Raw genomic sequence first — 21040 nt, forward strand, 5'->3', positions numbered from 1 at the left:
CGGGTGGCACTCATGCTGGTCAGTCAGAGCAGCATACGGCCGCAGCTGTGCGTCATCCGCAACTTGTATGATTCCGGGTACCAGGAGTTGGATGCCAACCTGGTATTCTGCGACTACGATCTGATGCATCGACTCTTCGGGGGCAAGGAAGAGACCTATTATGAGCTATTGGTCGAGCAATCGCGGATGAAAATCATCAAGCAGGAACTTGCTGCAAAAGGATATTCGGTGACATCCTGGGATGAGGAGAACTACAGTGTGGCGACCAATCTCAACACCAGCCGACAGGCGGTGCTGGGTGTCATGGTTGCCGTTGCAATACTGTGCGGCTATTTCATCAGTGAGCTTTCACGGGAGCTCGTCGAGGATGACAAGCATAAGATTGCCATGTTGACCCTCCTTGGTGCCAGGAAAGTCTTCATCCGCAAGGTGTATTTTACTACAGTCATGTTGGTTACCATGATTTCGGTAGGTGCGGGAACCCTGGCGGGCATGGTGCTTGCAAACAACCTTGGGCCGGTGCTTGCGTACATTGCCGATCAATCGATTCCATCCCTTGCGTATTACCTGTTGGATTTTGTCATTGTGATACCTGTGCTTGATATCCTATTGATCATTGTGGTGTTGGCCTTGGTAAGCATGGTCTCGGTTCGCTGGAGCCTCAGGATGGTCAAGGTAATTGAACCCCTGGCCTGTACACACTTTGACTAAGTGTGGTTTTCAGCTATACTGACCGCATGAATTTTGAAGTGTTTGTTCTGGGGACCAGCGGCATGATGCCTCTTCCCAATAGGTATCTCACCAGCGCGATGGTTCGTCGGGACGGGGAGCTCTTTCTCTTTGACTGTGGGGAAGGGACTCAGGTTTCGCTGAAGATGTTGAATCTCAAATGGAAGAAAATCCACTCCATTTTCATCAGTCACATGCATGCAGACCACGTCACCGGGCTACCAGGAATCCTGATGCTCTCCAGCCAGGTCGATCGCAACGAGCCATTGACCATTTACGGTCCTGCAAAACTCAAGGAGTACATCGATGCCAATCGACGTATCCTGGATATGTACATCAATTATGAGATCATAGTAAAAATTGCAGAGAGTGGGGTTATTCTCGAAACCGAGGATTTTACGGTTTCCGCTTTTGATCTGCATCATACCAAGCCTTGTGTGGGGTATGTCATGCAGGAAAAGGATCGACCCGGCGAATTCCATCCCGACCTTGCCCGGCAATTGGGAATTCCCATGGGTCCGATGTGGGGAAAATTGCAAAAAGGACTCTCCGTCACCTTGGCCGATGGCACCGTCATTGAAAGTCATCAGGTGATGGGACAGAAGCGTCAAGGGCGGAAATTCAGTTATGTAACCGATTCGGTGTATCTTCCCACCATAGCAGACCATGTGCGAAACAGCGACTTGCTGCTGTGCGAAGGAATGTTTACAGCCGACATGGCCGAAACCGCCTTTGAAAAGAAGCATATGACAGCCGAGCATGCTGCTAGAATCGCCAAGGAGGCAGAGGTAACCCAGCTGGGTCTCTTGCACTACAGCCCTCGGTACAGCGATCGCGAACTGAAGTACCTGCTCAAGGATGCAAAAAAAGTCTTTGGCCCGACGATTCTGACCAAAGACCGCATGTGTTTTGATATTCCGTTGAAAAATTAGTCTTCCTGAACGTTGCAGGCAGCTTCCGCTTCATGAAGCAGTTGGCTGCTGTCGATCATCCTGCCGTTTCGTGACGCAAACCCTATTTGCAGGGAAGAGCCTGAAAACTCTTTCTTGCAACTCTCAATCATGCCAAGGGTGAATGACCGCGCTTCGTCGGCATTGTAGAAGGGAAGGACCATGGCTATTTTGCCGCCTTCGAGGGAGAAGCTGTAAGCCAGCTCGCCGCTTTGCATCATCAGCTTGTTGGCTATGAGGGAGGCGGGCCCTTCGGTGACTTCAATCAAGACCAATGTCAGGTCGTAATCCATATCCTTTGAGTTTTCCAGCTCCATCGAGAGAATGGTGTCGAAATCAGTGCTGTAAACAACCTCTTCAGCTATCGGTTTTACCGGTTCCTCAACTTCAACGATTTTCTGGACTTCAGGTTCTTTATCATATCGAACAACCGGAGGAACAGAAACCATCGGCTTGATGACCGGTTCCATCTCTAGTTTTTCTTCCTGAATTTCAACCGGCTGTACTCTTTGTTGTTGCGCCGCCTCAACTTTCTGTTGTCCATAAGCGAGTTGCTCACTATGCACATGTGTAGGATCGTCGTTGGGAAGCTTGTAAAACGGCTTGTCATAGGCATTGGGTGGGAGTTTGTCCACCTGGTCGGCATAATCTTCATCCCTGCGATGAGCCACCAGCACGCCAATTTCTATCATCACCAACCCGATGAGCAGGGGAAATAGTTTTACCAAAAGCCCGTACAGCATCTCTTGGTTGATGTCGTACAGCGGCAGGAGGAAACGGGATGCCAGATAGAGGACTGCAAGCAACAGAAAAACAGTAAGAAACAAGCTTAGAAAGATTTGCCGTCCATAGTGTTTGTTTTCAGACATCGCCAACCTCCACGCAAACTTTACACCGATACTCTAACCATAGTATCATAATTATTATATAGATTGTAGGATGGCATGACAAGAAAATTCCTGTTTGTATTCGCTATAAGCCTGGTTTTATCCTTTCCGCTGATGCTTTCAGTTTTCGGTGAAGGTGGATTTCTGCATAACCAGGCGCTACGCAGGGAAATTGAGACACTGCGATATTCACAACAAGTGCTTTCGTTGCAGGTGGATTCCTTGAAAAACCAACGAGATCGCATGGGCGAGCGCGATGCCATCCAGGATGCGGCCTTCAAATACGGGTACCAGAGCGAGGGTGAGCAAGTATTCTATTTCGACCTCGAAGAGGACGATGCATCCTTGCCTGTTCCGGCCACGACGGGTATGCAGGCAACCCTTCCTTCCTTTGCCGGCTTATCCACCACTCTTGTTTTTTTACTGGCACTAGCATTCTCAACTCTTCTTGCGGTATGCTATATACTGCTTGTGGGCAAACGGAGAAAGAATCGTGGGTCGGATGGTTGAGGAAGCACAGCTGCTATACAAGACGGTGGATTCCACCGTGGATCAAGTAGTGCAACTATTGAGGGAAGAACAACTTTTGGTCCTTCCCTGTGATACAATTTATGGTCTGAGCGGTCAATATGCAACGACTTACGAGAAATTGTGTGCCTTGAAGAAACCTATCGGGCAACACCATTTCATCGTGCTCGCCACCCTAGAATCGGCTCATCAGCTTTGCATCGTGCCCCCAGTGCTAAAAAAGCACTGGCCTTGTGCACTTACCGTCATCCTGGAAAACCGGGAGGGAGGGGGTAGTACTGCAATACGGGTTCCCGATGATGCCTTCATCCAGGCCATTCTGACCAAACTTGGCACTCCCATCTACTCCACAAGCGTCAATGATGCGGGATTTGCCATTACCAATATCACCGATATCATTTTCACGTATAAACAGAAAGTCCAGGCGATTGTCATCGACCCGGATAGAGGCAGGGATACTCCCTCCACCCTGATCGATTGTACGAAAAATCCGTATGAACTCATCCGCTGCGGTGCCTACGACGCATCAGAGTTGCTTTCTCAAGGCTGAATTCGACGAGCTTCCATGTAATACCGTTTTTCATGCGCTTCTCCCATGGAAAAGGTTTTGCGCGGGAGCGCATTGTCCTTGATGATGGTATCGAAGAAGGTTGCCTTGGAGACATCGGGAAGGATGAGGGCGATGTTGCCCTTCTTTTTGCCCAGATTGGCAGCAACTTCCACACCGTGGATGTAATCTACGGTTGCCAGCTTCTGTGCGAGCAGGGAGTCGATCACCAATTGCAGCGTACCTGCAGCAATGGATGCTTTGCTCTCTCTCATTCCTATCACCAAGAAACCCTCGGCGTCGCAGTACCCGAACTTCTGCAGGCCGTCATTCACATTGATCTGCTGCAACACCTCTTCCTTGCTTGAGGCCTTGCTTACAACATACGACTCACAAACCTTGGCAATCTCCTCAAGAAAGGTCTGCCTTGAGAGATTGAAAAGCACCCGGTGGATGGGTTCGAACGCAAGCCCCGGGTCGAAGATGTTCTCCAATTCCACAAGTGCATATCGTGCCGGATGATTTTTCCGCCCATCTTCACTCAACCCTTGCTTGATATCCTCCCAGCAGCTTTTGGCGGTGGCGAGGCTGTGGTTTCCATCCCCCATGGCAAAGAGCAGGGGGTTGGAAGGATCCAGCTCTGCGTGCATCGCCTCAACGGCAAGGGCTATGGCTTGTAGATCCTCTTGCCGGTCGACCTTCCATGCGCTGAGGTGTCCGCCGTTTGCCATCAGCTCGGTATCGTAGACCTTTTCCAGTGTATCGGTTTTGTTTGCCAACGGTTCGATGACCGAGCGTTTTGCGTCGTTGATCAATACCATGATATGGGGCAGTTCAAGAGGGGCATTGCGCCTGATTTCCTTTCTTGGGGGAATTCGGCTCAGGATGGTTCCTTCGGTGGCCCTGATCAAGGTTCTGGAATCTTTGGCATAGTCGTAGTGTTCCAAATCAAGGGTGACCAGGAGCCCCCACCTGCCGCCGGGGCAGTTGTCGGTCGTTCGATGGACAAGGAAGAAGCAATTCGGGTAGGTTGTGAAAATGCCTTGCTTGATATACGCTTGCATGGTCTCGTTGATGGATTTGATACGTTTCTGTGGATCGGCTTCCTCAAGATAGACTTCTGGATAAATCAGGTTCAGAGTCGATGGAGCATCTTTGACATAGTCGGCGACTTGTTCCCAATACTCGGGTTCTGACGTATACTGGTCGCAAGCGACGACGGCCCATTTGGTCAGGTCGGTACCTGGTTTGGGAATCATGATATCGGCACATTTGAGTGCATACTGGGCCAAGTGTTGAGCAACGTTGGACATGCTATAACCTCTTTGATTTATGGATGTGGTAATATACTATTCCAATATTGATAGATACGCAACATAAAGTGAGAAAATATGAGCAAAGCAATTATCTGCACAGGTGGCGGAGCCCCGTCTTCAATCCCGTCGGGCTTCGTGGAAAAAGATGATTTTGTCATCGCAGCCGACAGCGGGTATGATACCGCAAAGAGACTCGGCATACCAGTACATCTTTGGGTCGGTGATTATGACTCGACGCTTTTTTCGCAGGAAATACAACAGCTGGTGCATGAGCGAAGTCCCAGGGACAAGGATGAGAGCGATACTGAGTTGGCGATCAAAAAGGCGGTGAGCCTGGGCTATGCGTCCTATTGCATCATCGGCGGCGGAGGATTCCGCATGGATCACCTGTTTGCAACCTTCTCCCTGTTCGAGCAATACGGTCCCCCGGAGCTCTGGTATACAGCGTATGAGATGGTGCATCTTGTCCGAGGGTATCATCGGTTCGAGTCCTTGAAAGCCGGCAGGCAGGTCAGTTTTTTTCCCGCCGGCTTCTCCCGGGATGCGTATATCACCGCAAAGCAGCTGCAATGGCCCTTGGAGAATTACCGCTTGTCGATGGACAGCCTCTCGCTCTCCAATAGGACAACCGATTCCTTTCTGGATGTGTTCGCAAAACAGGGCGGTTTGCTCTTTGTCAGCTTCCCGGTTGCAGACAAGCTACGGTAGATGGTATTCTCTGATCATGTTGCAGACAAGACGATTGCTGGCGTTCTCCAGCAGGGTGCATACCTACACGTTGCTTTTGTACATATTTTTCTTTCTCGTATATCTGCTCGGCAGTTTCTTTTCCGTAACCGAGGATTTCGTCGAGTTGCTGCAATTTTTTCTGTATCTGATCAGCTGGACCAGTCTGCTGTTCGGTGTCTGGATCTTGGTGTTCTCCTGCATCGTGTGGGCCGGTGATCGGGTATTTCCCCTTTCCCCGGTGCTCCTTACCATCGCAAGAATGATGTGCATCCTTGCCTTGGGATTCGTGGTAGCCTTGTTGGAGACATTGTTCGAGAAGGGTCTGGTAGTCAGCTGAAAAAAAGGAGTATCATGCATAAACCAACCATTTGCGCAATCCGCGGAGCCATTTGTGTAGAGCGGGATGAACCGCAGCGTATTGAAGAGGCCGCCTGCAAGCTCTACCGGACGCTGCTTGAGCAAAACAGCCTTGAAGAAGCACATATTGCAAGTGTATTGATCACCCAGACCAGTGATCTGAAAAGCCGAAATCCGGCAAACGGTTTGCGCAAAGGCGGTTATTGCAACAAGACCCCCTTGTTCTGCATGCAGGAGCTTGAAATCGATGGCATGCTTGAGCGTGTCATCCGCATGCTTCTCATCCTCAACTTCCACACCGAGCATACCAAGCCGGTCTACATGGATGGAGCTGAACGCCTTCGTCCCGACCTGATGAAATAAGAATTGAGAAAACTGCCTACGTATGAGCTTTTTTATTAGGAGAATATGTAAATTTACATTTTATAGGGTAAAAACCTTGCTTTCTTTTTTGTTGCATGAGTATAAATTAGAGAACACAAAGTGATTATTAACGAATAATATTGCACAAATATTCAATACACAGCATACTATATGGTAATTTACATGGTATATATTGAAAGGCCGATCATCCTTTCCTACAGCAAACCCAGAAGGAAACAATCATGAATGTTCACGTAAAACCCGGTTCTTTGAAAGGGGAGCTCCAGGTGCCTGGATCCAAAAGCCATACAATCCGGTCAATTCTTCTGGCAACCCTTGCCGATGGCCAGACTTGCATCGAAAACCCGCTGGCCAGTGGTGACGGGTTGAGTGCCCTCGCCGCAGCACGGGCTTTTGGAGCCATTGTCCAACAGGAAGAGCATCGTTGGATTGTGCAGGGAAGGGGAGGCGATCTTGTAGTGCCCCAAAATGTGGTGGATACGGGAAACTCGGGAACCACCACCTGCTTGTTTACTTCGGTGGCTTCCCTGGTCGATGGCTATACGGTCATAACCGGTGATGAGCAGATCCGGCGCAGGCCGATTCTCCCCTTGGTGAACGCACTCAACTGCCTGGGTGCCACAGCCTTTCTTACCAGGGGCGGTCAAGGTTGCCCTCCGGTGGTGGTACGAGGATTGCTTGAGGGAGGAAACGTGACCATTGAAGGCAGGAACAGCCAGTATGTCTCCAGCCTGTTGCTTTCAGCCCCCCTGGCAAAGCGTACGACCACAATCCAGGTGGTCAATGCCTTGGAAAAACCCTATGTGCAAATGACTCTTGATTGGATGAAACGTATGGGAGTCGAGATTGCGAACCCCTCGGATTTTTCCCGCTTTGTCGTTGAAGGCGGGCAGCGCTACCACGGTGGCAGCTTCAGCATACCAGCCGACTGGTCTGCCGTCGCTTTCCCGTTGGTGGGTGCTGCAATAACAGATTCAGATGTAGTGCTCACCGGCCTTGATTTCTCCGATTCCCAGGGAGACAAGCAGGTGGTGGACATCCTGGGTAAATTCGGCGCATGCATCCATAGGCAGGGCGATGACCGGTTGCACATCGTCGGAGGTGAGAAGTTGCAAGGGGGATTGACCATCGACCTATCGGATATCCCGGATGCCCTGCCTGCCTTGTCTGTCTTGGCTACCCAGGCCGAGGGTCGGACGGTATTCACAAACTTGGAGCATGTCAGGCAGAAAGAGACCGACCGAGTGGCGGAAATGACTGCAAAACTGAATTCGCTCGGGTGCTCTTTGCATATGGAGCGGGACTGTCTGGTGGTGGATGGACCGACCCCGATACAGGGGGGGACTGTCTCATCGGCATTTGATCATCGCATTGCCATGGCGTTGGTGGCCGCAGGCCTGGCATCGGAAGGGGAGGTTGTCGTGACCGACGCCCAATGTGCCGATGTTTCATTTCCTGGTTTCTTCTCCAAGCTTGCAGCATGCAAAGCAGATCTTTCCATTGTGGAGGCCTCGGATTGAATACCAAGAAAGTAACCATTACCGATGTAGCCAAGGAGGCAGGACTGTCCATCGCCACCGTCTCGCGGGTGATCAATCATGCCCGCAACGTCGATCCTGAATCTGAGAAGGCCATTCGCAAGGCGATGCAAAAGCTCGGGTATGTGCCCGCAGTGAAGAAACAGAAGTTCTCCGTCATGGCCTTGATCGTACCGAGTCTGGAGAATCACTTTTTTTCTTCGGTCGTTGAGGGTGTGATGAGACAGGCAAACCAGGCAGGGTGTCATGTTGCCCTCTACTCTGCAAATGGAAGCGCCGAGCAGGAAGTGCGCTGTCTTGTACAGGCATCTTCCCTGGGTGTTTCCTCGTTGCTGTTCTGCCCGCTGGCCGATACGTCCTCTCTCGTGCTTGCGAATCTCTTTCCACCTGATTTCCCGCTGCTGATCGTCTATCGAAGAGACTACCTGAAGGGTGCAAGCCACATCTATTACAACAATGTGGAGGGTGGATATCTGGCTGCAAAATATTTGCTCAGGGGCAATCATCGGCATATCGCCTTTTTTGCAAGCTTCTGGCAACGGCCGAGTGAGAGTATTGAGCAGATGCTTGCCTATTTGGACCAACAAAACCGCGGCAGCTACTCTTCTTTGGACCGGCTCGAAGGATACAGGCGGGCACTGTCGGAGTTCTCTCTCCCTCTTGACCCCTCGCTGATCTGCATGACCGGCTACGATTTTTCCAGTGGATATGCAACGGCAAAGGAGTTTCTCTCAAGGCTGCGTGATTTCGATGCCGTCATTTGCTGCAACGATGCAGTAGCAGCAGGGGTTTTGCAGGCGTTGGATGAACAGCACATCGCCGTTCCCCAACAGGTTTCCATCCTTGGCTACGATGATTCCTTTCTTTCGGAAATCGCCCGGCCTTCGTTGAGCAGCATTCATCAAGATCCCCACATGTTGGGCGAAAAGGCTTTTGAACAGCTGGAGGATATCATTGGCGGAAAACGATGCGAGGATACCATCCTGCAACCCAGCCTGAAGATCCGCAGCTCGTCTCGAATGCGTGAAATTCCTTGAGCCAAATAAAAAAAGCATACCAGGATATCTGATATGCTTGTGAGCCGACTGTCAGGATTGAACTGACGACCCCGAGATTACAAGTCACGTGCTCTACCGCTGAGCTAAGTCGGCTTGGACTGTTGCAATATACCGGCAGAAAAACTCTCTGTCAAGACGTGTGAAAAACTCCCTGGTACGAGATTTTTCTCAACAGCGGTTGACAAAAGCTACAATAGTTTGTAATGTACGTTTGTCTTTTGGCATGGAGAGGTTCCCGAGCGGCCAAAGGGGGCAGACTGTAAATCTGTTGGTTACACCTTCGAAGGTTCGAATCCTTCTCTCTCCACTTGGAGGCCTTCTTCTTTGAGGAAGGCCTTTTTTCCGTTCTCTATGATGAAAGAGGTGCCGATGCATTGTTTTTATGAGAAAGGGTTGGCTTTTACCTGTGTTCCCGGCTGCAACTATTGCTGCAGTTGCGAACCTGGATATGTATTCCTTTCTCAAGAAGATCTACAGAGGCTTTGTGCCTACACTTCAATGGATGAGGACCGCTTCATCCGCACCTATTGCCGATTGGTGGATATGGGTTCATTCAGCATGGTCAGTTTGCTGGAGAAAGAGAATTACGACTGTATTTTCCTTACGAAACAGGGTTGCTCGGTCTACCATGCAAGACCCAGGCAATGTCGCACCTATCCTTTCTGGAGGAGCGTAATGGAAAACGAAGAGAGTTGGGAAGCAGAGAAGGCATCATGCCCGGGAATCGGACAAGGAAAGGTCTATAGCAAAGAGGAGATCGATGAGATTCTTCGCCGGCAGACCGGACAAGAGCCGATCATTCGTGTGTAGGATAGCGTATGGCAAAAGTGTCTGAATCGGTCCTTGAGCAGATCAAGGCGCGTATTCCCATCAGTGAAGTCGTCTCGGACTATGTAACGCTCTCCTCAAGAGGCGGCAGGTTATGGGGCTTGTGTCCGTTCCATCAAGAAAAAACAGCTTCCTTCTCAGTGGTCGATGAACAGGGTTTCTACTACTGCTTCAGTTGCAAAAAGGGCGGGTCGATGTTTGACTTCGTCATGGAGATGGAGAAGGTCTCTTTCATTGAATCAGTGAAGATTCTTGCAAAGAAGGCGGGAGTCGAGCTCGAGGAGGAGAGTCCCGAGGATAAAAGATCAAGGGATTTGAACGAAACACTCTACGACCTGTATGACAAGATTGCAGGCTCCTTTCATTTTTTGCTTACATCCTCCGCTCAAGGCGAGCATGCAAGGGCATACCTGCGTGAACGCAATGTATCCGAGGCGATGTGGGAGAAGTTCAATCTCGGCTATGCCCCGCAGGATGGCTCCTGGTTGTACTCATTTCTTGCAAAGCGTCACTACAGTGAAGAATTGCTGGCTAAAAGCGGCTTGTTCAGCCAGAACAATCCCACCTATCCCTTGTTTCGCGACAGATTGATGTTTCCCATTCGAAGCTGGCAGGGAAAGACGGTAGCCTTCGGCGGCCGGGACCTCACCTTCACATCAAAAGCCAAATACATCAACTCCCCTGAAACGGCGATTTATAGCAAGAAGCACCATTTGTTCGGGCTTTACGAGTCGCTCGATACGATCAAGAAGGAGCAGAAGGCAATCCTGTGCGAAGGAAACTTCGACGTGGTTGCATTGCATCAGAGCGGCTTCACTAATGCCATGGCTCCCTTGGGAACCAGTTTCACCGAGGAACAGGCAAAGCTGCTCAGACGCTATTGCACATCCGTGGAGATACTCTTCGACAATGACCGGGCAGGACAGAGCGCCACGGCAAAGGCGTTGGTGATCGCACAAAATATCGGCATGGAGAATTCGGTTCTGACCTTGGGGTCGGCGAAGGATGCTTCGGAGCTCGTCCAACATGAAGGGGAACAGGCTCTGAAAAGAGCGTTACAACAGCCACAGCAAGGGTTTCGTTATCTTGTAAACAATGCGGTAAACCAGTATGATATACTAACGCCCAAAGGCAAAACCGCAGTATTTAACGCTGTGAGACCATATTTGGACGCCACTGCGTCGTCTATTGAGAAGCAGGACCTGATCAAGGGATTGGCGGCAGTGCTGAATGTTGACGAATCGTCGATACTTGACGATTATTCACGGAACGCCACCCCCGTAGCAAAACCGGTGGCGGCAGCAGGAGAAATGGGGGTAAAGCCACTGAATCCTGCAACAATTTCCGTGGATTTGTATGCGATGTTGACTTTGGTCAACAATAGGGAGTTGTATCTGCAAACAAGGTACAAGATCGCTGTTGAAGACTTGGAGGATGCAGAAGCAGAAGCACTGTATAACGTATTGGAGGAAGCTGCAAGAGAGGAAGTCGGCAAGCATGATGAGTATATCCTGCAGATGATTGATGATGAGCAACTTCGCAGTGATGTCGCTGCATCGTTCACTATGGAGGAGTTCAAGCTTGCTCCGCAAAGAGTGCTCAATGAAGCTGTGAACCGAATTCAATTGAGGACGTATGAGAAAAAGCGATTGAGTAATAAACGGCTCTTGGATATCAGTCTGCTAGACGGTACCGGGGATGAAGGAATCGAGGAATTGCTTCGGGAGAAGACGGAGATTGACGCAAAGATTGCCAGACTCAGGAAGACTCTCGAGCAGGATATTTAAACAGGGTAGGTAGATAATACAGATGCTTGATGAAAACATTTCGCAGGCCATAGTCAAGGATATGGTGGCGCGTTCAGCAGAGACCGGACATGTGACAAAAGAGGATATCAGAAAGGCTCTTGGTCCACAGAATGCCACGGATGAGGCTGTCGATGAAATCATGCAGACCCTCAGTGAGTTGGAGATCATCGTCACGGAAAGTGATGAGGCTCCTGCTGCAGGTCTTTTTTCCGAAGGTCCGTCCGAGGATGAAATCGATACCGACCTGGAAGAGGAACCGGATGATGTCGACCTGCTTGAGGAGGATCTTGAGGATGACCTTTCCGTCGATGCGCTGATAAATGATTTTTCCGAACATCACGACGACAAGCCGGAAGCCAAAAAGAACGGCAGCCGGGAAAGTGATGATGAGGAGGAGGAAGAAGAGGATGCCGTACTTGATGATGAGGACGAGCATCCTGCCTCGATGAAACATGCCTGGAGCGGCATGGGAACCGATGATGATGCGGTTGGTGGAAGTGATCATTTTGTCGATATTTCCAGTCTTGACGACCATGAAGGTGATATTGAACACATCCGTCACAACACCATCCTGGGAACCGACAAGAGCGACTCCAGCGGCGATGATCCGATCCGTCTTTATCTGAGGGAAATCGGCAAGGAGAGCCTGCTGACCGCCGACCAGGAGGTTGAGCTCAGCAAGAAGATGGAAGACGGTGCCTTGATCATCAAGGATGTCATCCAGGAAAGCGGGGTTATGATCACCCGGTTCCATGAGATCATCAAAACGCTCAACACCAAGATTGAAGGTCAGGAAGAAGAGTACAATGCAAAGGACTACAAGGAGCTTGTCACCAACCAGAAGCGGTTCACCCAATTTTACAAGGAACAGCTGAAGGATGTGCAGGCGGGCCTGAAAAACTATATCGGAAAGAAAGAGCAGATGATCAGCAGCGGCGAGGATGTGCTGCATGATGAGGCATTGATCAAGACCCGGATGACGCTGTTGAAGAAACTTGCAAAAGTTGATTTGCAGCCCGAGGAGATCACCTCGTTCACCCACGATTTCGTGGATGCCGAGAACAGGATCCGCTCCTACAAGGAAAAGAAACAGCAGCTTGAGAATAAGCTTCACATCTCTTCAGCCAAGGAGTTGAGACAGCTCGGGCGAGACCTTGCAACCCAGTCCAGGAGTGCAAAAATCGAAGAAGAACTCCACCTGTCCAGTGATACGATCAAGGACCTTATCCGGGAACTCCAATTGACTGAGAAGGATCTGAGGCAGATAGAGTACCAGTTCGAAGACACCTGCGATAATATCTTGTTGCACTCCACGAAGATCAAGTACGGCCAGAAGATGATGAAGGATGCCAAGGACCGCTTGATCCGCGCCAACCTCAGGCTCGTGGTATCCATCGCAAAAAAATATACCAATCGGGGGTTGCACTTCTTTGATCTGGTTCAGGAAGGCAACATCGGCTTGATCAAGGCTGTCGAGAAGTTTGAGTACCGCAAGGGATTCAAGTTCTCCACTTATGCAACGTGGTGGATTCGGCAGGCCATCACCCGGTCGATTTCCGACCAGGCCCGTACCATCCGTGTTCCTGTGCACATGATCGAGCAGATCAACAAGGTGGTCAGGGAGTCGAGGATGCTCATGCAGTCGCTGGGTCGGGAACCAACCGATGAGGAAGTGGCTGAGAAGCTTGGATGGACCGAGAGCAAGGTAAAGGCGGTCAAGAATGTTGCCCGTGAACCGATTAGTTTGGAGACACCGGTAGGCGAGGAGGAAGACTCTTTGCTCTCCGACTTCATCGAGGACAAGGAGGTGGAGAATCCTGCCACCCAGACCGCGTATTCGCTGCTTCAGGAACAGCTCAAGGATGTTCTGGCAACCCTTCCTGCCCGCGAGCAGGAGGTCCTGAAGATGAGATTCGGCCTGGAGGATGGATATTCATTGACACTTGAGGAAGTTGGATTGTATTTTGAGGTGACCAGGGAACGAATCCGCCAGATTGAGGCCAAGGCACTCAGAAGGCTCAGGCATCCCAAGCGCAGTAGGAAATTGAAGGATTTCATTTGAGATACAGGGAGAAGATGATGGAAGAAGCAGAAGTATTTGCAAAACTCAGCCAATTGCAGGAAGACCTGACCTTACGGTTTGCCCTTGAGGATGAGATTGTCAAGTTGCCCAGAGATCTGAAAGTCAAGCAGGAGCTGCTGGACAAGATCAATTTGGAATATATTGATGAACATGCCAGAAGTGAAACAGCAAAGGATGACCTCAGAAGCCTGCGCATCCAGTACGATGATGCAGTGCATGCCCGTGAGAACTCCGAAAAGCAGATGGAATTGATCTCCACCCAGCGTGAGTTCGAAGCGCTTGAGAAGGAAATCAAGGATGCTTCTGCAAAAGAACAAAGTCTGCTCAAGCAACTGCACGTCAAGGAGAAGCAGGTCCATGAATTCAGTGACCGCCTCACCGAAAAAGAGCAGTTGATGATGTTGCAGAAGCAGGAAGTGGATAACGAAGCAAGCAAGATTGAAGCCCTGCTCTCCGATAAGAGAGAACAGCTTGCCAAGCTTGAGACCAAATGCGAGCAGTACATCGCCGGCGACATCACCGAGGACCTGTACAATAAGTTCTGCAACATTGTGAAGAACAAGAAGGGCAAGGGGATTGTTCCAATCCATGGGTTGGTTTGCCAGGGATGCCACATTGTACTTCCCATCCAGTTCGTCAATGTTGTTCGTTCAGCCAAGGATATTGAGTTCTGCCCGTACTGCAGCCGAATCCTCTACTATGAAGAGGTTGAGGGTGCGGATGAGCAGTTCCGCAAGAGAATCGAGGATGTTGAGATTGAGGAAGGCGGCCTTGCCGACTTTGTCGATTCAAGCGAATTCGACGACCTGCTCTAGGATTTTTACAAGGTAGGCGAGATGATCGCGGGCGGCCGTAAGGCCGCTTGAGGAAAGTCCGGGCTCCATAGGACATGACGCCGGGTAACACCCGGGAGCGGCGACGCTATAGAGAGCACCACAGAAAATATACCGCCGAGCAATCGGCAAGGGTGAAATGGTGGGGTAAGAGCCCACCGCACTGCTGGCAACAACAGTGGCAGGGTAAGCCTCGTCAGGAGCAAAATCAAGCAGCAGGTTGGGTTGTCCGCCTTGAGCCTGCGGGTCGGTTGCTACAGCATCCTGGTAACAGGAGGCGTAGATAGATGATCATCTGATACAGAACCCGGCTTATTGCCTGCCTTGTTTTTTTGATAGTGATAGGAGAACAGAAGATGATGAGACAGTGTTATTGCACCCTTCTTCTGTTCTCTTTTTGTTTGCTTCTCGCCGGATGCCGCAAAGGCGAGCCTTCGCTCGACCAACTTGCAATGCAGGGCGACTATGAGAGGCTTGAACGCGTTGCAAGAGAGGACTTTTCCCATACCTATCAAAAGGGTTCCCTGTACTATGTGGCGTTGGCCCAGGAGCGACTTGGCAAAATTGAGGAAGCACATGCGAGCCTGCGCTTGTATGTGGCGATGGCAGGCAGGCAGGGTACATCGGTTTCAGCGGCAAAGCTTGCTGTCCTGCTGGGAAACAGGGTGGCGGATGGCGCTCTGGTTATTGAAATGGGCCTGTTGCTGGAAGAGCAAAAGGCCTTGGACGAGGCAACCGCCAAGGAGCTGTATCAAGCATTGCTTGGCGCCAAACGAACCGAGGATGCCCATAGGATCTTCACCACCTATTTGCAGGGTTCCTTGGACGGCCTGGCCTATGCCAAGGTATTGGTTGAGTCCAATACCTCTTTCTCCCTCATCAAGGAAGCATTCACTTCCTTGACGGATGAACAAGCAGTGAACCTGCTTCTCTTTGCAAGCCTGTTGCAACACGACGTTCAACGCGCCTATGACTACTTCTCATACGCCGCTACCTTTGAGAGCAAGGTGCTTGATGCCACGATGAAGAAAAACCTGTATACTGCCCTTGCCCGATTCGCAAGCCAAGCCGATCAGCGCGTTCAGGCAAACAAATACCAAAGCTTGGCAAATACCATACCATGAAATAGGATGATGCCATGCAGATTGTAGATATGATCGCCGATGACTTGTTGATGATTCAAAATCCAGCCCGATATACAGGCGGAGAGTTCCACTATGGAACCAAAGACCTTGCAAAGGTGTATTTTCATACAGCAATTTGCTTTCCTGATTTGTATGAAATCGGCATGAGCAACAACGCCGTACGTATTCTCTATGACTTGCTCAACAGCATGGAGGAGGTTTATTGCGACCGTGTCTTTTCGGTAGCCCCGGACTTTGAACAGCTGCTCAGGGAAAAACAGCTTCCCCTCTATACCCTTGATCTTCAAAAACCGCTTTCCGAACTCGATATGCTGGGAATTTCCATCGGATACGAACTGAGTGCAACAAACATCCTTCAGGTCTTGGACCTTGGAGGGATTCCCCTGCATGCCTGTGACCGGACCGATGAGCATCCGATAGTAATCTGTGGAGGCCCTGCCGTCACCAACCCTCTTCCATTCGCTCCGTTCATGGACTTCGTGTACATCGGGGAAGCCGAGGAAGGTCTGCAGGAGGTTGCCCGGATTCTGATCGATGCGAAAAAACAGCAGAAGTCCAGAAGCGAGAAACTTGCCTTGCTGCAAAGCCTTCCCTATCTCTGGTACACAGGCAAGAAGTTGGCTTTGCGCTTCATCGATACCAACTTTGCCACTCCTGAATCTCATACCTACCGCCATTATGTGGTTCCCAACTTCAAGGTGGCCCAGGATAATGGGGTGGTGGAAATCATGCGCGGCTGTCCGAACAGCTGCAGATTCTGTCATGCAGGCCAATACTACAAGCCGTATCGACAGAAGCTGTACAGCACCATGGCAGCCCAGGTTGAGCAGCATGTCAGCGACTTCGGCTATCGCGAGATTACGCTTTCCTCGCTTTCAAGCGGGGACCATCCGTACATCAAGGAGTTGATCGAGACGCTCAACGCAGAGTATTCGCACAGGCATGTCTCCTTCTCCCTGCCCAGCCTGAAGGTGAACTCGTTTTCCCTGGGAATCCTCGAGCAGCTTTCGGAGGTACGAAAAAGCGGATTGACCTTTGCCATCGAAACACCCAAGGAAGCCTGGCAGCGGGCCATGAACAAGGAAGTCCCCCTCGAGCAGGTCATCGAGATAGCCCGTGAGGCGAAGAGCAGGGGATGGAAACTGGCAAAATTCTACTTCATGGTGGGATTGCCTTTCGTCGATCGGCAGGTCGAGAATCAGGCCATCGTCGATTATGTAGGGGCCATTTACGATGCCACCCGCCTCTCGATGAATATCAACATCGGAACCTTCATTCCAAAGGCCCATACTCCATTCCAGTGGTGCAGCCAACTTACACCGACCCAGTCTTATGAACAGCTCTCTTCCCTGAAGAAAGCCATCAATGAGCGCATCAGAGGTTGCAAGGTTAGTTATCATGAGCCCAACATCAGTTATCTGGAAGGGCTGATCAGCCGTGGTGATGAGCGCTATGCAGCTGTCATCGAGTCAGCCTACCGCAAGGGTTGCCGGCTTGATGCATGGGACGAATACCTGAAATCTGATTTGTGGCTGGAGGCGATCGGGGAGGCTTCTTACAATCCTGATACCTGCATCTTCGAACCGTACAGCCTTGACGAAGAGCTTCCCTGGGATTCAGTGAGCATGCGGGTCAGCAAGAAGTTTCTCAAGGACGAGTATGAGAAGGCTAAGAACCTCTTGTTGACCGAGCGATGTTTTGAGTCGTGCAGCCATCTCTGCGGTGTCTGCTCGAAAGTGACCGAAGTCATCGATACAACGCACAAGGATCCGATTCTTGAACAAGTGAGAGACAAAACCTTGGTGATTGAACCGAAGGAGGAACCCATATCAAAGACTGTCCAAGCCCTGATAACCTATCGCAGGTTCGGTCGTTCGCTGTATATCAGCCACATCCATGCGATGCGCAATTTTGAGATGGCATTCCAGCGATCGAAAGTAGGGGTGCAGTTCACCCAGGGCTTCAATCCCAAACCCAAGCTAGAGTTTGTCAATCCGCTCTCTGTGGGCATTGCCGGTGATGAGGAAGTGATGCTCGCCGAGTTGATCGATAGTGAGAATCTGACGGAACAAGAAGTGAAAGAGAAATTGGGTTCGGCCCTGAATGACGGCTATGAGATCGTCCAAGTGCTGTTCCTCAGGCTCGACAAGAAACAGACGTTGGCCAAGTATCTCAAAGGAAGTCTGTACACCATTGAGACCAGGGAGGACGAGAAGAGCCGAACGCTGCTCGAATCATTCTGCGATCAAGAATTGAAGGATGTGGTGGTGCACAAGGAGTCGGAGGGTTTGTTCTCCGTCCGTTTGGAAGGGGAGAAGAACCTGGTCAAATCGCTCTTCGGCAATGACACTGACAAGTTTGCACTTGCCAGCCGCCTGCGCATCACCAGAAAAGCGCTCTACGCCGGTTCCTGGGGTGTTTCGTACCCGCAATTCTTTGCATCACTGCAGTAAGTGCTCGATGCGCGGCAGGGAATCCTGAGGGCCTACCATCATCAGGATGTCCTCAGCCTGCAGACAAAAATACGGACCGGGGGATAGTGTGATCGCACCCTCTCTTCGTACCGCCACCACGGTGGCTCCGGTTTCCTGCCAAAAACGCAATTCACCCAAGGACCTGCCGATGACCTTGCTTGCTTGCGAAACTGTTTGGCTGATGATGGGGAATGGGTTTGCCTCAGCGAATCGCGAGTTTATGGTGAACAGCTGTTTTGCAAGCGAGAAGAATTCGCGGTCCAAAGCCTCGTGCTCTTCCAAAAGCGTGCGCATGCGATGAAGCAGATGCTTCGATTCATCGTGCTTCTCATAGGCTTCCATGAAAGCTTTGGCCTTCAGACGGCTTTTCACCACTACACCGCTGTTTTGCATTACTGCAACCACCCCTTGTTCTTCCAGGATGGCGAACGAACGGCGGATGGTCTCCGGCGATACCCCGTATTCACCGCTGAGAATTGTTCTTCCCGATAGTTTGATCCCTTCGGCAAGTTCCTCATTTGCAATACGCTTGGCTATGTCCACGGCGATTCGCTCATAGATGGCGCTCTTTTCATGCTTGACTGCACGATTGGGTTGGAGTGGTTCGGCGGCCATGGCTCACTCCTCCTCCTTGATTGTTTCCCAGAGCCGGTCCATGTAAGCGAGGTTCTCCCGGCTCAGTACAATGCCCTCCGCCGAAGCACGCTGGTAGAGTGCATTGAAGCGTCTTCTCATTTTCTGATTGGAACGATGCAGGGCCAAAGAAGGGTTGTACCCCAGATAGCGGCACAGATTCACTGCAGCAAACAGCAGGTCCCCCAACTCCATCTCAAGGTCCTCTTGCTTGTCCTCAGGGTTCTTATACGCAGTAGCGACTTCCTCAAGCTCTTCCTGTACCTTGTCAAACACACCATGGGATTCGGGCCAGTCAAAGCCGACCTTGCGGATTTTCTTTTGGATTTCATTGGCCATTTCCAACGGGGGAAGGGAAGGGGGGACACGACTGAAAAAGTCATCCTTTTGATGCGTCTTTCCTTCTACATTCACTTTGATGGCATTCCATACATCGATGACTTCACTGCTGTTTGCAACTTTCTGGTCGGAAAAGACATGGGGATGTCTGCGTATCAGTTTCTCACATACAAGGTTCAGGGCTTCGATACTCGCCAACGCATCGGTTTCCTGATGCATTTCCAACAGCATCATCGCATTCAACATTACATCGCCCAGCTCTTCGCTCTGGCCCTCCTTGTCTTCACAGAGTACTGCATCCAGATACTCATATGTCTCATCAATGAGATGGGTCGAGACTTGCTTCGGGCCCTGCTCCCTGTCCCAAGGACAGCCTTGGTCGCTGCGAAGCAGCCTGACGATGGTAAAAAGTTGCATCAATGCTTCGGAGATGGTGGTTTTCTTTTCATAGGTGAAGTCGATCATGGTTATGAGTATACTGGTTTGCTGCAATCTTGAGAACAGGAAAAGAAAGGCTCTTGACATGATGTTATTACTGTATATACTGTACATATACAGAAGGAGCATGTTGTGGATATCATCCTCTCAAATGCCAATCCAGACCCGATATATGAGCAAATCGCCCAACAGATGCGCGCCCAGATAGTCTCAGGCATTCTCAAGGAAGGTGAGTTGCTGCCTTCAATCCGCGCCCTGGCCAAGGAATTGCGCATCAGCGTGATAACCACCAAGCGTGCCTATGACGAACTGGAGCGGGAAGGGTATATCCAGACCATTGCAGCGAAAGGGAGCTATGTAGCGGCTCGAAGCCATGAACAGCTCAAGGAAGAGTATTTGCGAAAAATCGAGGATCACATGCGCTCGATTCATTTGCTTGCCCAGTTTGTCGGACTCAGTGAAGAGGAGCTTGCCATGATGTATCAGTTGCTTGCAGAAGGAGAACGGTGAGATGGAAAGTGCAATTCTCTGCAGGAAAATGAAGAAAACCTACGGATCGTTTACCCTCGATATCGAGGATTTCAAAGTTGCTACTGGTACCGTACATGGCTTGATCGGAGCAAACGGTTCAGGCAAGACTACTACGATCAAGCTGCTGCTCGGCCTGTTGTTCCCGGATTCGGGAGAGCTGTCGGTGCTTGGTTCCAGCCGGATCGGCAATGAAGCCGAGACTCGCCAGCATATCGGATTCATTGTCGATGATGCATCGGTTCCCAGCCTTGTGACTGCGAATGAGCTTGCCGCAGTATTGAGGCGGTGTTACCAACATTGGGATCAGGGGCAGTATGAGATGTATCTGAGGCAGTTCCAGATTGATCCAAAGAAGCAGTATCGAAAGTACTCCAAGGGGATGAAGGTGAAGCTTCAGTTGGCCGTCGCTCTCAGCCATCATGCCTCCCTTCTGATCCTCGATGAACCCACGAGCGGCCTGGATCCATTGGCCAGGGATGAGATCATCTCCATTCTTTCTGAATTCAGTAAGGATGAAAACCATACGATTCTGATCAGCAGCCATATCACCAGCGATTTGGAGAAACTCTGCGACTATGTAACATTCCTGGAAGAGGGATGCATCCGATTCACGGAGGAAAAAGATGAGTTGCTTGAAACATATCGGTTGGGCATTGTCTCTCATCAGATGGTAGCCGATATCGACAGCGATTCGATTATCGCAAAACGTGAGGGGTCTTTTCAGGTGGAACTGTTGCTGAGGACAGAGGATGTTCCTTCGTTTCTTGAATCCCGAAGGCTCAGCCTGGAGGAATTGATCATTTTCTTGTCCAAAGGAAGGAGTGCAGTATGATGGCTTTGTTGCTCAAGGATGTGTTTCTGATGCGAAGGCGCAGCGGCATCATGTTGCTCGCCATTGCGATATT

21 protein-coding genes, 2 tRNA genes and 1 other RNA gene are annotated in these 21040 nt (G+C 50.6%); 19 read left to right on the plus strand and 5 right to left on the minus strand.

All coding sequences use genetic code 11. The features are described 5' to 3' along the window. Both B3F49_RS12145 and B3F49_RS12150 read left to right on the plus strand, forming a co-directional pair. On the plus strand, positions 1 to 711 hold a 711-nt coding region (locus tag B3F49_RS12145; RefSeq protein WP_349681289.1), incomplete at its 5' end, for an ABC transporter permease. A gap of 26 nt (positions 712 to 737) precedes the next feature. Further along, positions 738 to 1661: a ribonuclease Z gene (locus B3F49_RS12150; RefSeq protein WP_293911402.1), complete on the plus strand. Its 924-nt coding sequence runs from the start codon at positions 738 to 740 to the stop codon at positions 1659 to 1661. On the opposite strand, the gene B3F49_RS12155 is transcribed toward B3F49_RS12150, so the two are convergent. After that, positions 1658 to 2548 carry a hypothetical protein gene (locus B3F49_RS12155; protein ID WP_293911404.1) on the minus strand — a complete coding sequence of 297 codons (891 nt, stop codon included), beginning with the start codon at positions 2546 to 2548 and terminating at the stop codon, positions 1658 to 1660. The genes B3F49_RS12150 and B3F49_RS12155 overlap by 4 nt on opposite strands. A 75-nt stretch (positions 2549 to 2623) precedes the next feature. Here B3F49_RS12155 and B3F49_RS12160 point away from each other — a divergent pair, with 75 nt between their 5' ends. Beyond that, positions 2624 to 3076 carry an FtsB family cell division protein gene (locus B3F49_RS12160; RefSeq protein ID WP_293911406.1) on the plus strand — a complete coding sequence of 151 codons (453 nt, stop codon included), beginning with the start codon at positions 2624 to 2626 and terminating at the stop codon, positions 3074 to 3076. After that, positions 3069 to 3644 carry an L-threonylcarbamoyladenylate synthase gene (locus tag B3F49_RS12165; protein ID WP_293911437.1) on the plus strand — a complete coding sequence of 192 codons (576 nt, stop codon included), beginning with the start codon at positions 3069 to 3071 and terminating at the stop codon, positions 3642 to 3644. Before B3F49_RS12160 ends, B3F49_RS12165 begins: the two co-directional genes overlap by 8 nt. On the opposite strand, the gene B3F49_RS12170 is transcribed toward B3F49_RS12165, so the two are convergent. Continuing rightward, entirely contained in the window at positions 3635 to 4954 is a 1320-nt protein-coding gene (locus B3F49_RS12170; protein WP_293911408.1) for a DUF1015 domain-containing protein, read from the minus strand. The two genes, B3F49_RS12165 and B3F49_RS12170, sit on opposite strands and share 10 nt — an antisense overlap. Positions 4955 to 5032: 78 nt before the next feature. On the opposite strand from B3F49_RS12170, the gene B3F49_RS12175 reads away from it, so the two are divergent. The 5 genes from B3F49_RS12175 to B3F49_RS12195 all read left to right on the plus strand — a co-directional run bounded on the left by B3F49_RS12175 (position 5033) and on the right by B3F49_RS12195 (position 9002). Further along, positions 5033 to 5665, plus strand: coding sequence for a thiamine diphosphokinase (locus B3F49_RS12175; protein ID WP_293911410.1), 633 nt, complete (start codon positions 5033 to 5035; stop codon positions 5663 to 5665). Between the two features lie 16 nt (positions 5666 to 5681). Beyond that, the gene (locus tag B3F49_RS12180) at positions 5682 to 6023 is read left to right on the plus strand and encodes a hypothetical protein (protein ID WP_293893693.1); all 342 of its coding nucleotides are present in this window, start codon (positions 5682 to 5684) and stop codon (positions 6021 to 6023) included. Between the two features lie 14 nt (positions 6024 to 6037). Then, positions 6038 to 6406, plus strand: coding sequence for a chorismate mutase (gene aroH / locus B3F49_RS12185; protein ID WP_293893696.1), 369 nt, complete (start codon positions 6038 to 6040; stop codon positions 6404 to 6406). A 242-nt stretch (positions 6407 to 6648) separates the two neighbouring features. Next, positions 6649 to 7947 carry a 3-phosphoshikimate 1-carboxyvinyltransferase gene (gene aroA / locus B3F49_RS12190; RefSeq protein WP_293911412.1) on the plus strand — a complete coding sequence of 433 codons (1299 nt, stop codon included), beginning with the start codon at positions 6649 to 6651 and terminating at the stop codon, positions 7945 to 7947. After that, positions 7944 to 9002, plus strand: a complete 1059-nt coding sequence (locus B3F49_RS12195; protein WP_293893872.1) for a LacI family DNA-binding transcriptional regulator — start codon at positions 7944 to 7946, stop codon at positions 9000 to 9002. Before aroA ends, B3F49_RS12195 begins: the two co-directional genes overlap by 4 nt. 42 nt (positions 9003 to 9044) lie before the next feature. On the opposite strand, the gene B3F49_RS12200 is transcribed toward B3F49_RS12195, so the two are convergent. Beyond that, positions 9045 to 9116, minus strand: a tRNA-Thr gene (locus B3F49_RS12200). Between the two features lie 132 nt (positions 9117 to 9248). Between B3F49_RS12200 and B3F49_RS12205 the strand changes: the two genes are divergently transcribed. The 8 genes from B3F49_RS12205 (at position 9249) to B3F49_RS12240 (ending at position 18173) form a co-directional block, all read left to right on the plus strand. Further along, positions 9249 to 9330 (plus strand) — tRNA-Tyr (locus tag B3F49_RS12205). A 62-nt stretch (positions 9331 to 9392) separates the two neighbouring features. Beyond that, on the plus strand, positions 9393 to 9833 hold the full coding sequence (locus B3F49_RS12210) for a YkgJ family cysteine cluster protein (protein WP_293911415.1): 441 nt from the start codon (positions 9393 to 9395) through the stop codon (positions 9831 to 9833). Between the two features lie 8 nt (positions 9834 to 9841). After that, positions 9842 to 11638, plus strand: coding sequence for a DNA primase (gene dnaG, locus B3F49_RS12215; protein WP_293911418.1), 1797 nt, complete (start codon positions 9842 to 9844; stop codon positions 11636 to 11638). A 22-nt stretch (positions 11639 to 11660) separates the two neighbouring features. Further along, positions 11661 to 13721: an RNA polymerase sigma factor RpoD gene (gene rpoD, locus B3F49_RS12220; RefSeq protein WP_293911421.1), complete on the plus strand. Its 2061-nt coding sequence runs from the start codon at positions 11661 to 11663 to the stop codon at positions 13719 to 13721. 17 nt (positions 13722 to 13738) lie between these two features. After that, positions 13739 to 14557 (plus strand): zinc ribbon domain-containing protein, encoded by an 819-nt coding sequence (locus B3F49_RS12225; protein WP_293893863.1) that lies wholly within the window; start codon positions 13739 to 13741, stop codon positions 14555 to 14557. Between the two features lie 8 nt (positions 14558 to 14565). Further along, positions 14566 to 14906: RNase P RNA component class A (gene rnpB / locus B3F49_RS12230), an RNA gene on the plus strand. A 25-nt stretch (positions 14907 to 14931) separates the two neighbouring features. Continuing rightward, a complete protein-coding gene (locus B3F49_RS12235) occupies positions 14932 to 15699 on the plus strand; it encodes a hypothetical protein (RefSeq protein ID WP_293911424.1) in 768 nt (255 codons plus the stop codon). Between the two features lie 14 nt (positions 15700 to 15713). Then, positions 15714 to 18173, plus strand: coding sequence for a TIGR03936 family radical SAM-associated protein (locus tag B3F49_RS12240; RefSeq protein WP_293911427.1), 2460 nt, complete (start codon positions 15714 to 15716; stop codon positions 18171 to 18173). On the opposite strand, the gene B3F49_RS12245 is transcribed toward B3F49_RS12240, so the two are convergent. Continuing rightward, positions 18162 to 18809, minus strand: coding sequence for a TrkA C-terminal domain-containing protein (locus B3F49_RS12245; protein ID WP_293911429.1), 648 nt, complete (start codon positions 18807 to 18809; stop codon positions 18162 to 18164). The genes B3F49_RS12240 and B3F49_RS12245 overlap by 12 nt on opposite strands. Positions 18810 to 18812: 3 nt before the next feature. Continuing rightward, positions 18813 to 19631 carry a nucleoside triphosphate pyrophosphohydrolase gene (gene mazG, locus B3F49_RS12250; RefSeq protein WP_293911431.1) on the minus strand — a complete coding sequence of 273 codons (819 nt, stop codon included), beginning with the start codon at positions 19629 to 19631 and terminating at the stop codon, positions 18813 to 18815. Between the two features lie 105 nt (positions 19632 to 19736). Between mazG and B3F49_RS12255 the strand changes: the two genes are divergently transcribed. Both B3F49_RS12255 and B3F49_RS12260 read left to right on the plus strand, forming a co-directional pair. Then, positions 19737 to 20114: a GntR family transcriptional regulator gene (locus B3F49_RS12255; RefSeq protein ID WP_293893851.1), complete on the plus strand. Its 378-nt coding sequence runs from the start codon at positions 19737 to 19739 to the stop codon at positions 20112 to 20114. Position 20115: 1 nt separating this feature from the next. Further along, entirely contained in the window at positions 20116 to 20967 is an 852-nt protein-coding gene (locus tag B3F49_RS12260) for an ABC transporter ATP-binding protein (protein WP_293911433.1), read from the plus strand. Positions 20968 to 21040 lie beyond the last annotated feature (73 nt).

Origin of the sequence: Sphaerochaeta sp. UBA5836, assembly GCF_002432845.1 — a bacterium.
GTDB lineage: Bacteria > Spirochaetota > Spirochaetia > Sphaerochaetales > Sphaerochaetaceae > Sphaerochaeta.

Coding starts and splice junctions, on each gene's coding strand:
- B3F49_RS12260 (WP_293911433.1), top strand. CDS start 20,116: ATGGAAAGTGCAATTCTCTGCAGGAAAATGAAGAAAACCTACGGATCG.
- B3F49_RS12155 (WP_293911404.1), bottom strand. CDS start 2,548: ATGTCTGAAAACAAACACTATGGACGGCAAATCTTTCTAAGCTTGTTT.
- aroH (WP_293893696.1), top strand. CDS start 6,038: ATGCATAAACCAACCATTTGCGCAATCCGCGGAGCCATTTGTGTAGAG.
- B3F49_RS12160 (WP_293911406.1), top strand. CDS start 2,624: ATGACAAGAAAATTCCTGTTTGTATTCGCTATAAGCCTGGTTTTATCC.
- rpoD (WP_293911421.1), top strand. CDS start 11,661: ATGCTTGATGAAAACATTTCGCAGGCCATAGTCAAGGATATGGTGGCG.
- B3F49_RS12240 (WP_293911427.1), top strand. CDS start 15,714: ATGCAGATTGTAGATATGATCGCCGATGACTTGTTGATGATTCAAAAT.
- B3F49_RS12175 (WP_293911410.1), top strand. CDS start 5,033: ATGAGCAAAGCAATTATCTGCACAGGTGGCGGAGCCCCGTCTTCAATC.
- B3F49_RS12150 (WP_293911402.1), top strand. CDS start 738: ATGAATTTTGAAGTGTTTGTTCTGGGGACCAGCGGCATGATGCCTCTT.
- B3F49_RS12210 (WP_293911415.1), top strand. CDS start 9,393: ATGCATTGTTTTTATGAGAAAGGGTTGGCTTTTACCTGTGTTCCCGGC.
- dnaG (WP_293911418.1), top strand. CDS start 9,842: ATGGCAAAAGTGTCTGAATCGGTCCTTGAGCAGATCAAGGCGCGTATT.
- aroA (WP_293911412.1), top strand. CDS start 6,649: ATGAATGTTCACGTAAAACCCGGTTCTTTGAAAGGGGAGCTCCAGGTG.
- B3F49_RS12180 (WP_293893693.1), top strand. CDS start 5,682: ATGTTGCAGACAAGACGATTGCTGGCGTTCTCCAGCAGGGTGCATACC.
- B3F49_RS12225 (WP_293893863.1), top strand. CDS start 13,739: ATGGAAGAAGCAGAAGTATTTGCAAAACTCAGCCAATTGCAGGAAGAC.
- B3F49_RS12170 (WP_293911408.1), bottom strand. CDS start 4,954: ATGTCCAACGTTGCTCAACACTTGGCCCAGTATGCACTCAAATGTGCC.
- B3F49_RS12245 (WP_293911429.1), bottom strand. CDS start 18,809: ATGGCCGCCGAACCACTCCAACCCAATCGTGCAGTCAAGCATGAAAAG.
- B3F49_RS12235 (WP_293911424.1), top strand. CDS start 14,932: ATGATGAGACAGTGTTATTGCACCCTTCTTCTGTTCTCTTTTTGTTTG.
- B3F49_RS12165 (WP_293911437.1), top strand. CDS start 3,069: ATGGTTGAGGAAGCACAGCTGCTATACAAGACGGTGGATTCCACCGTG.
- mazG (WP_293911431.1), bottom strand. CDS start 19,631: ATGATCGACTTCACCTATGAAAAGAAAACCACCATCTCCGAAGCATTG.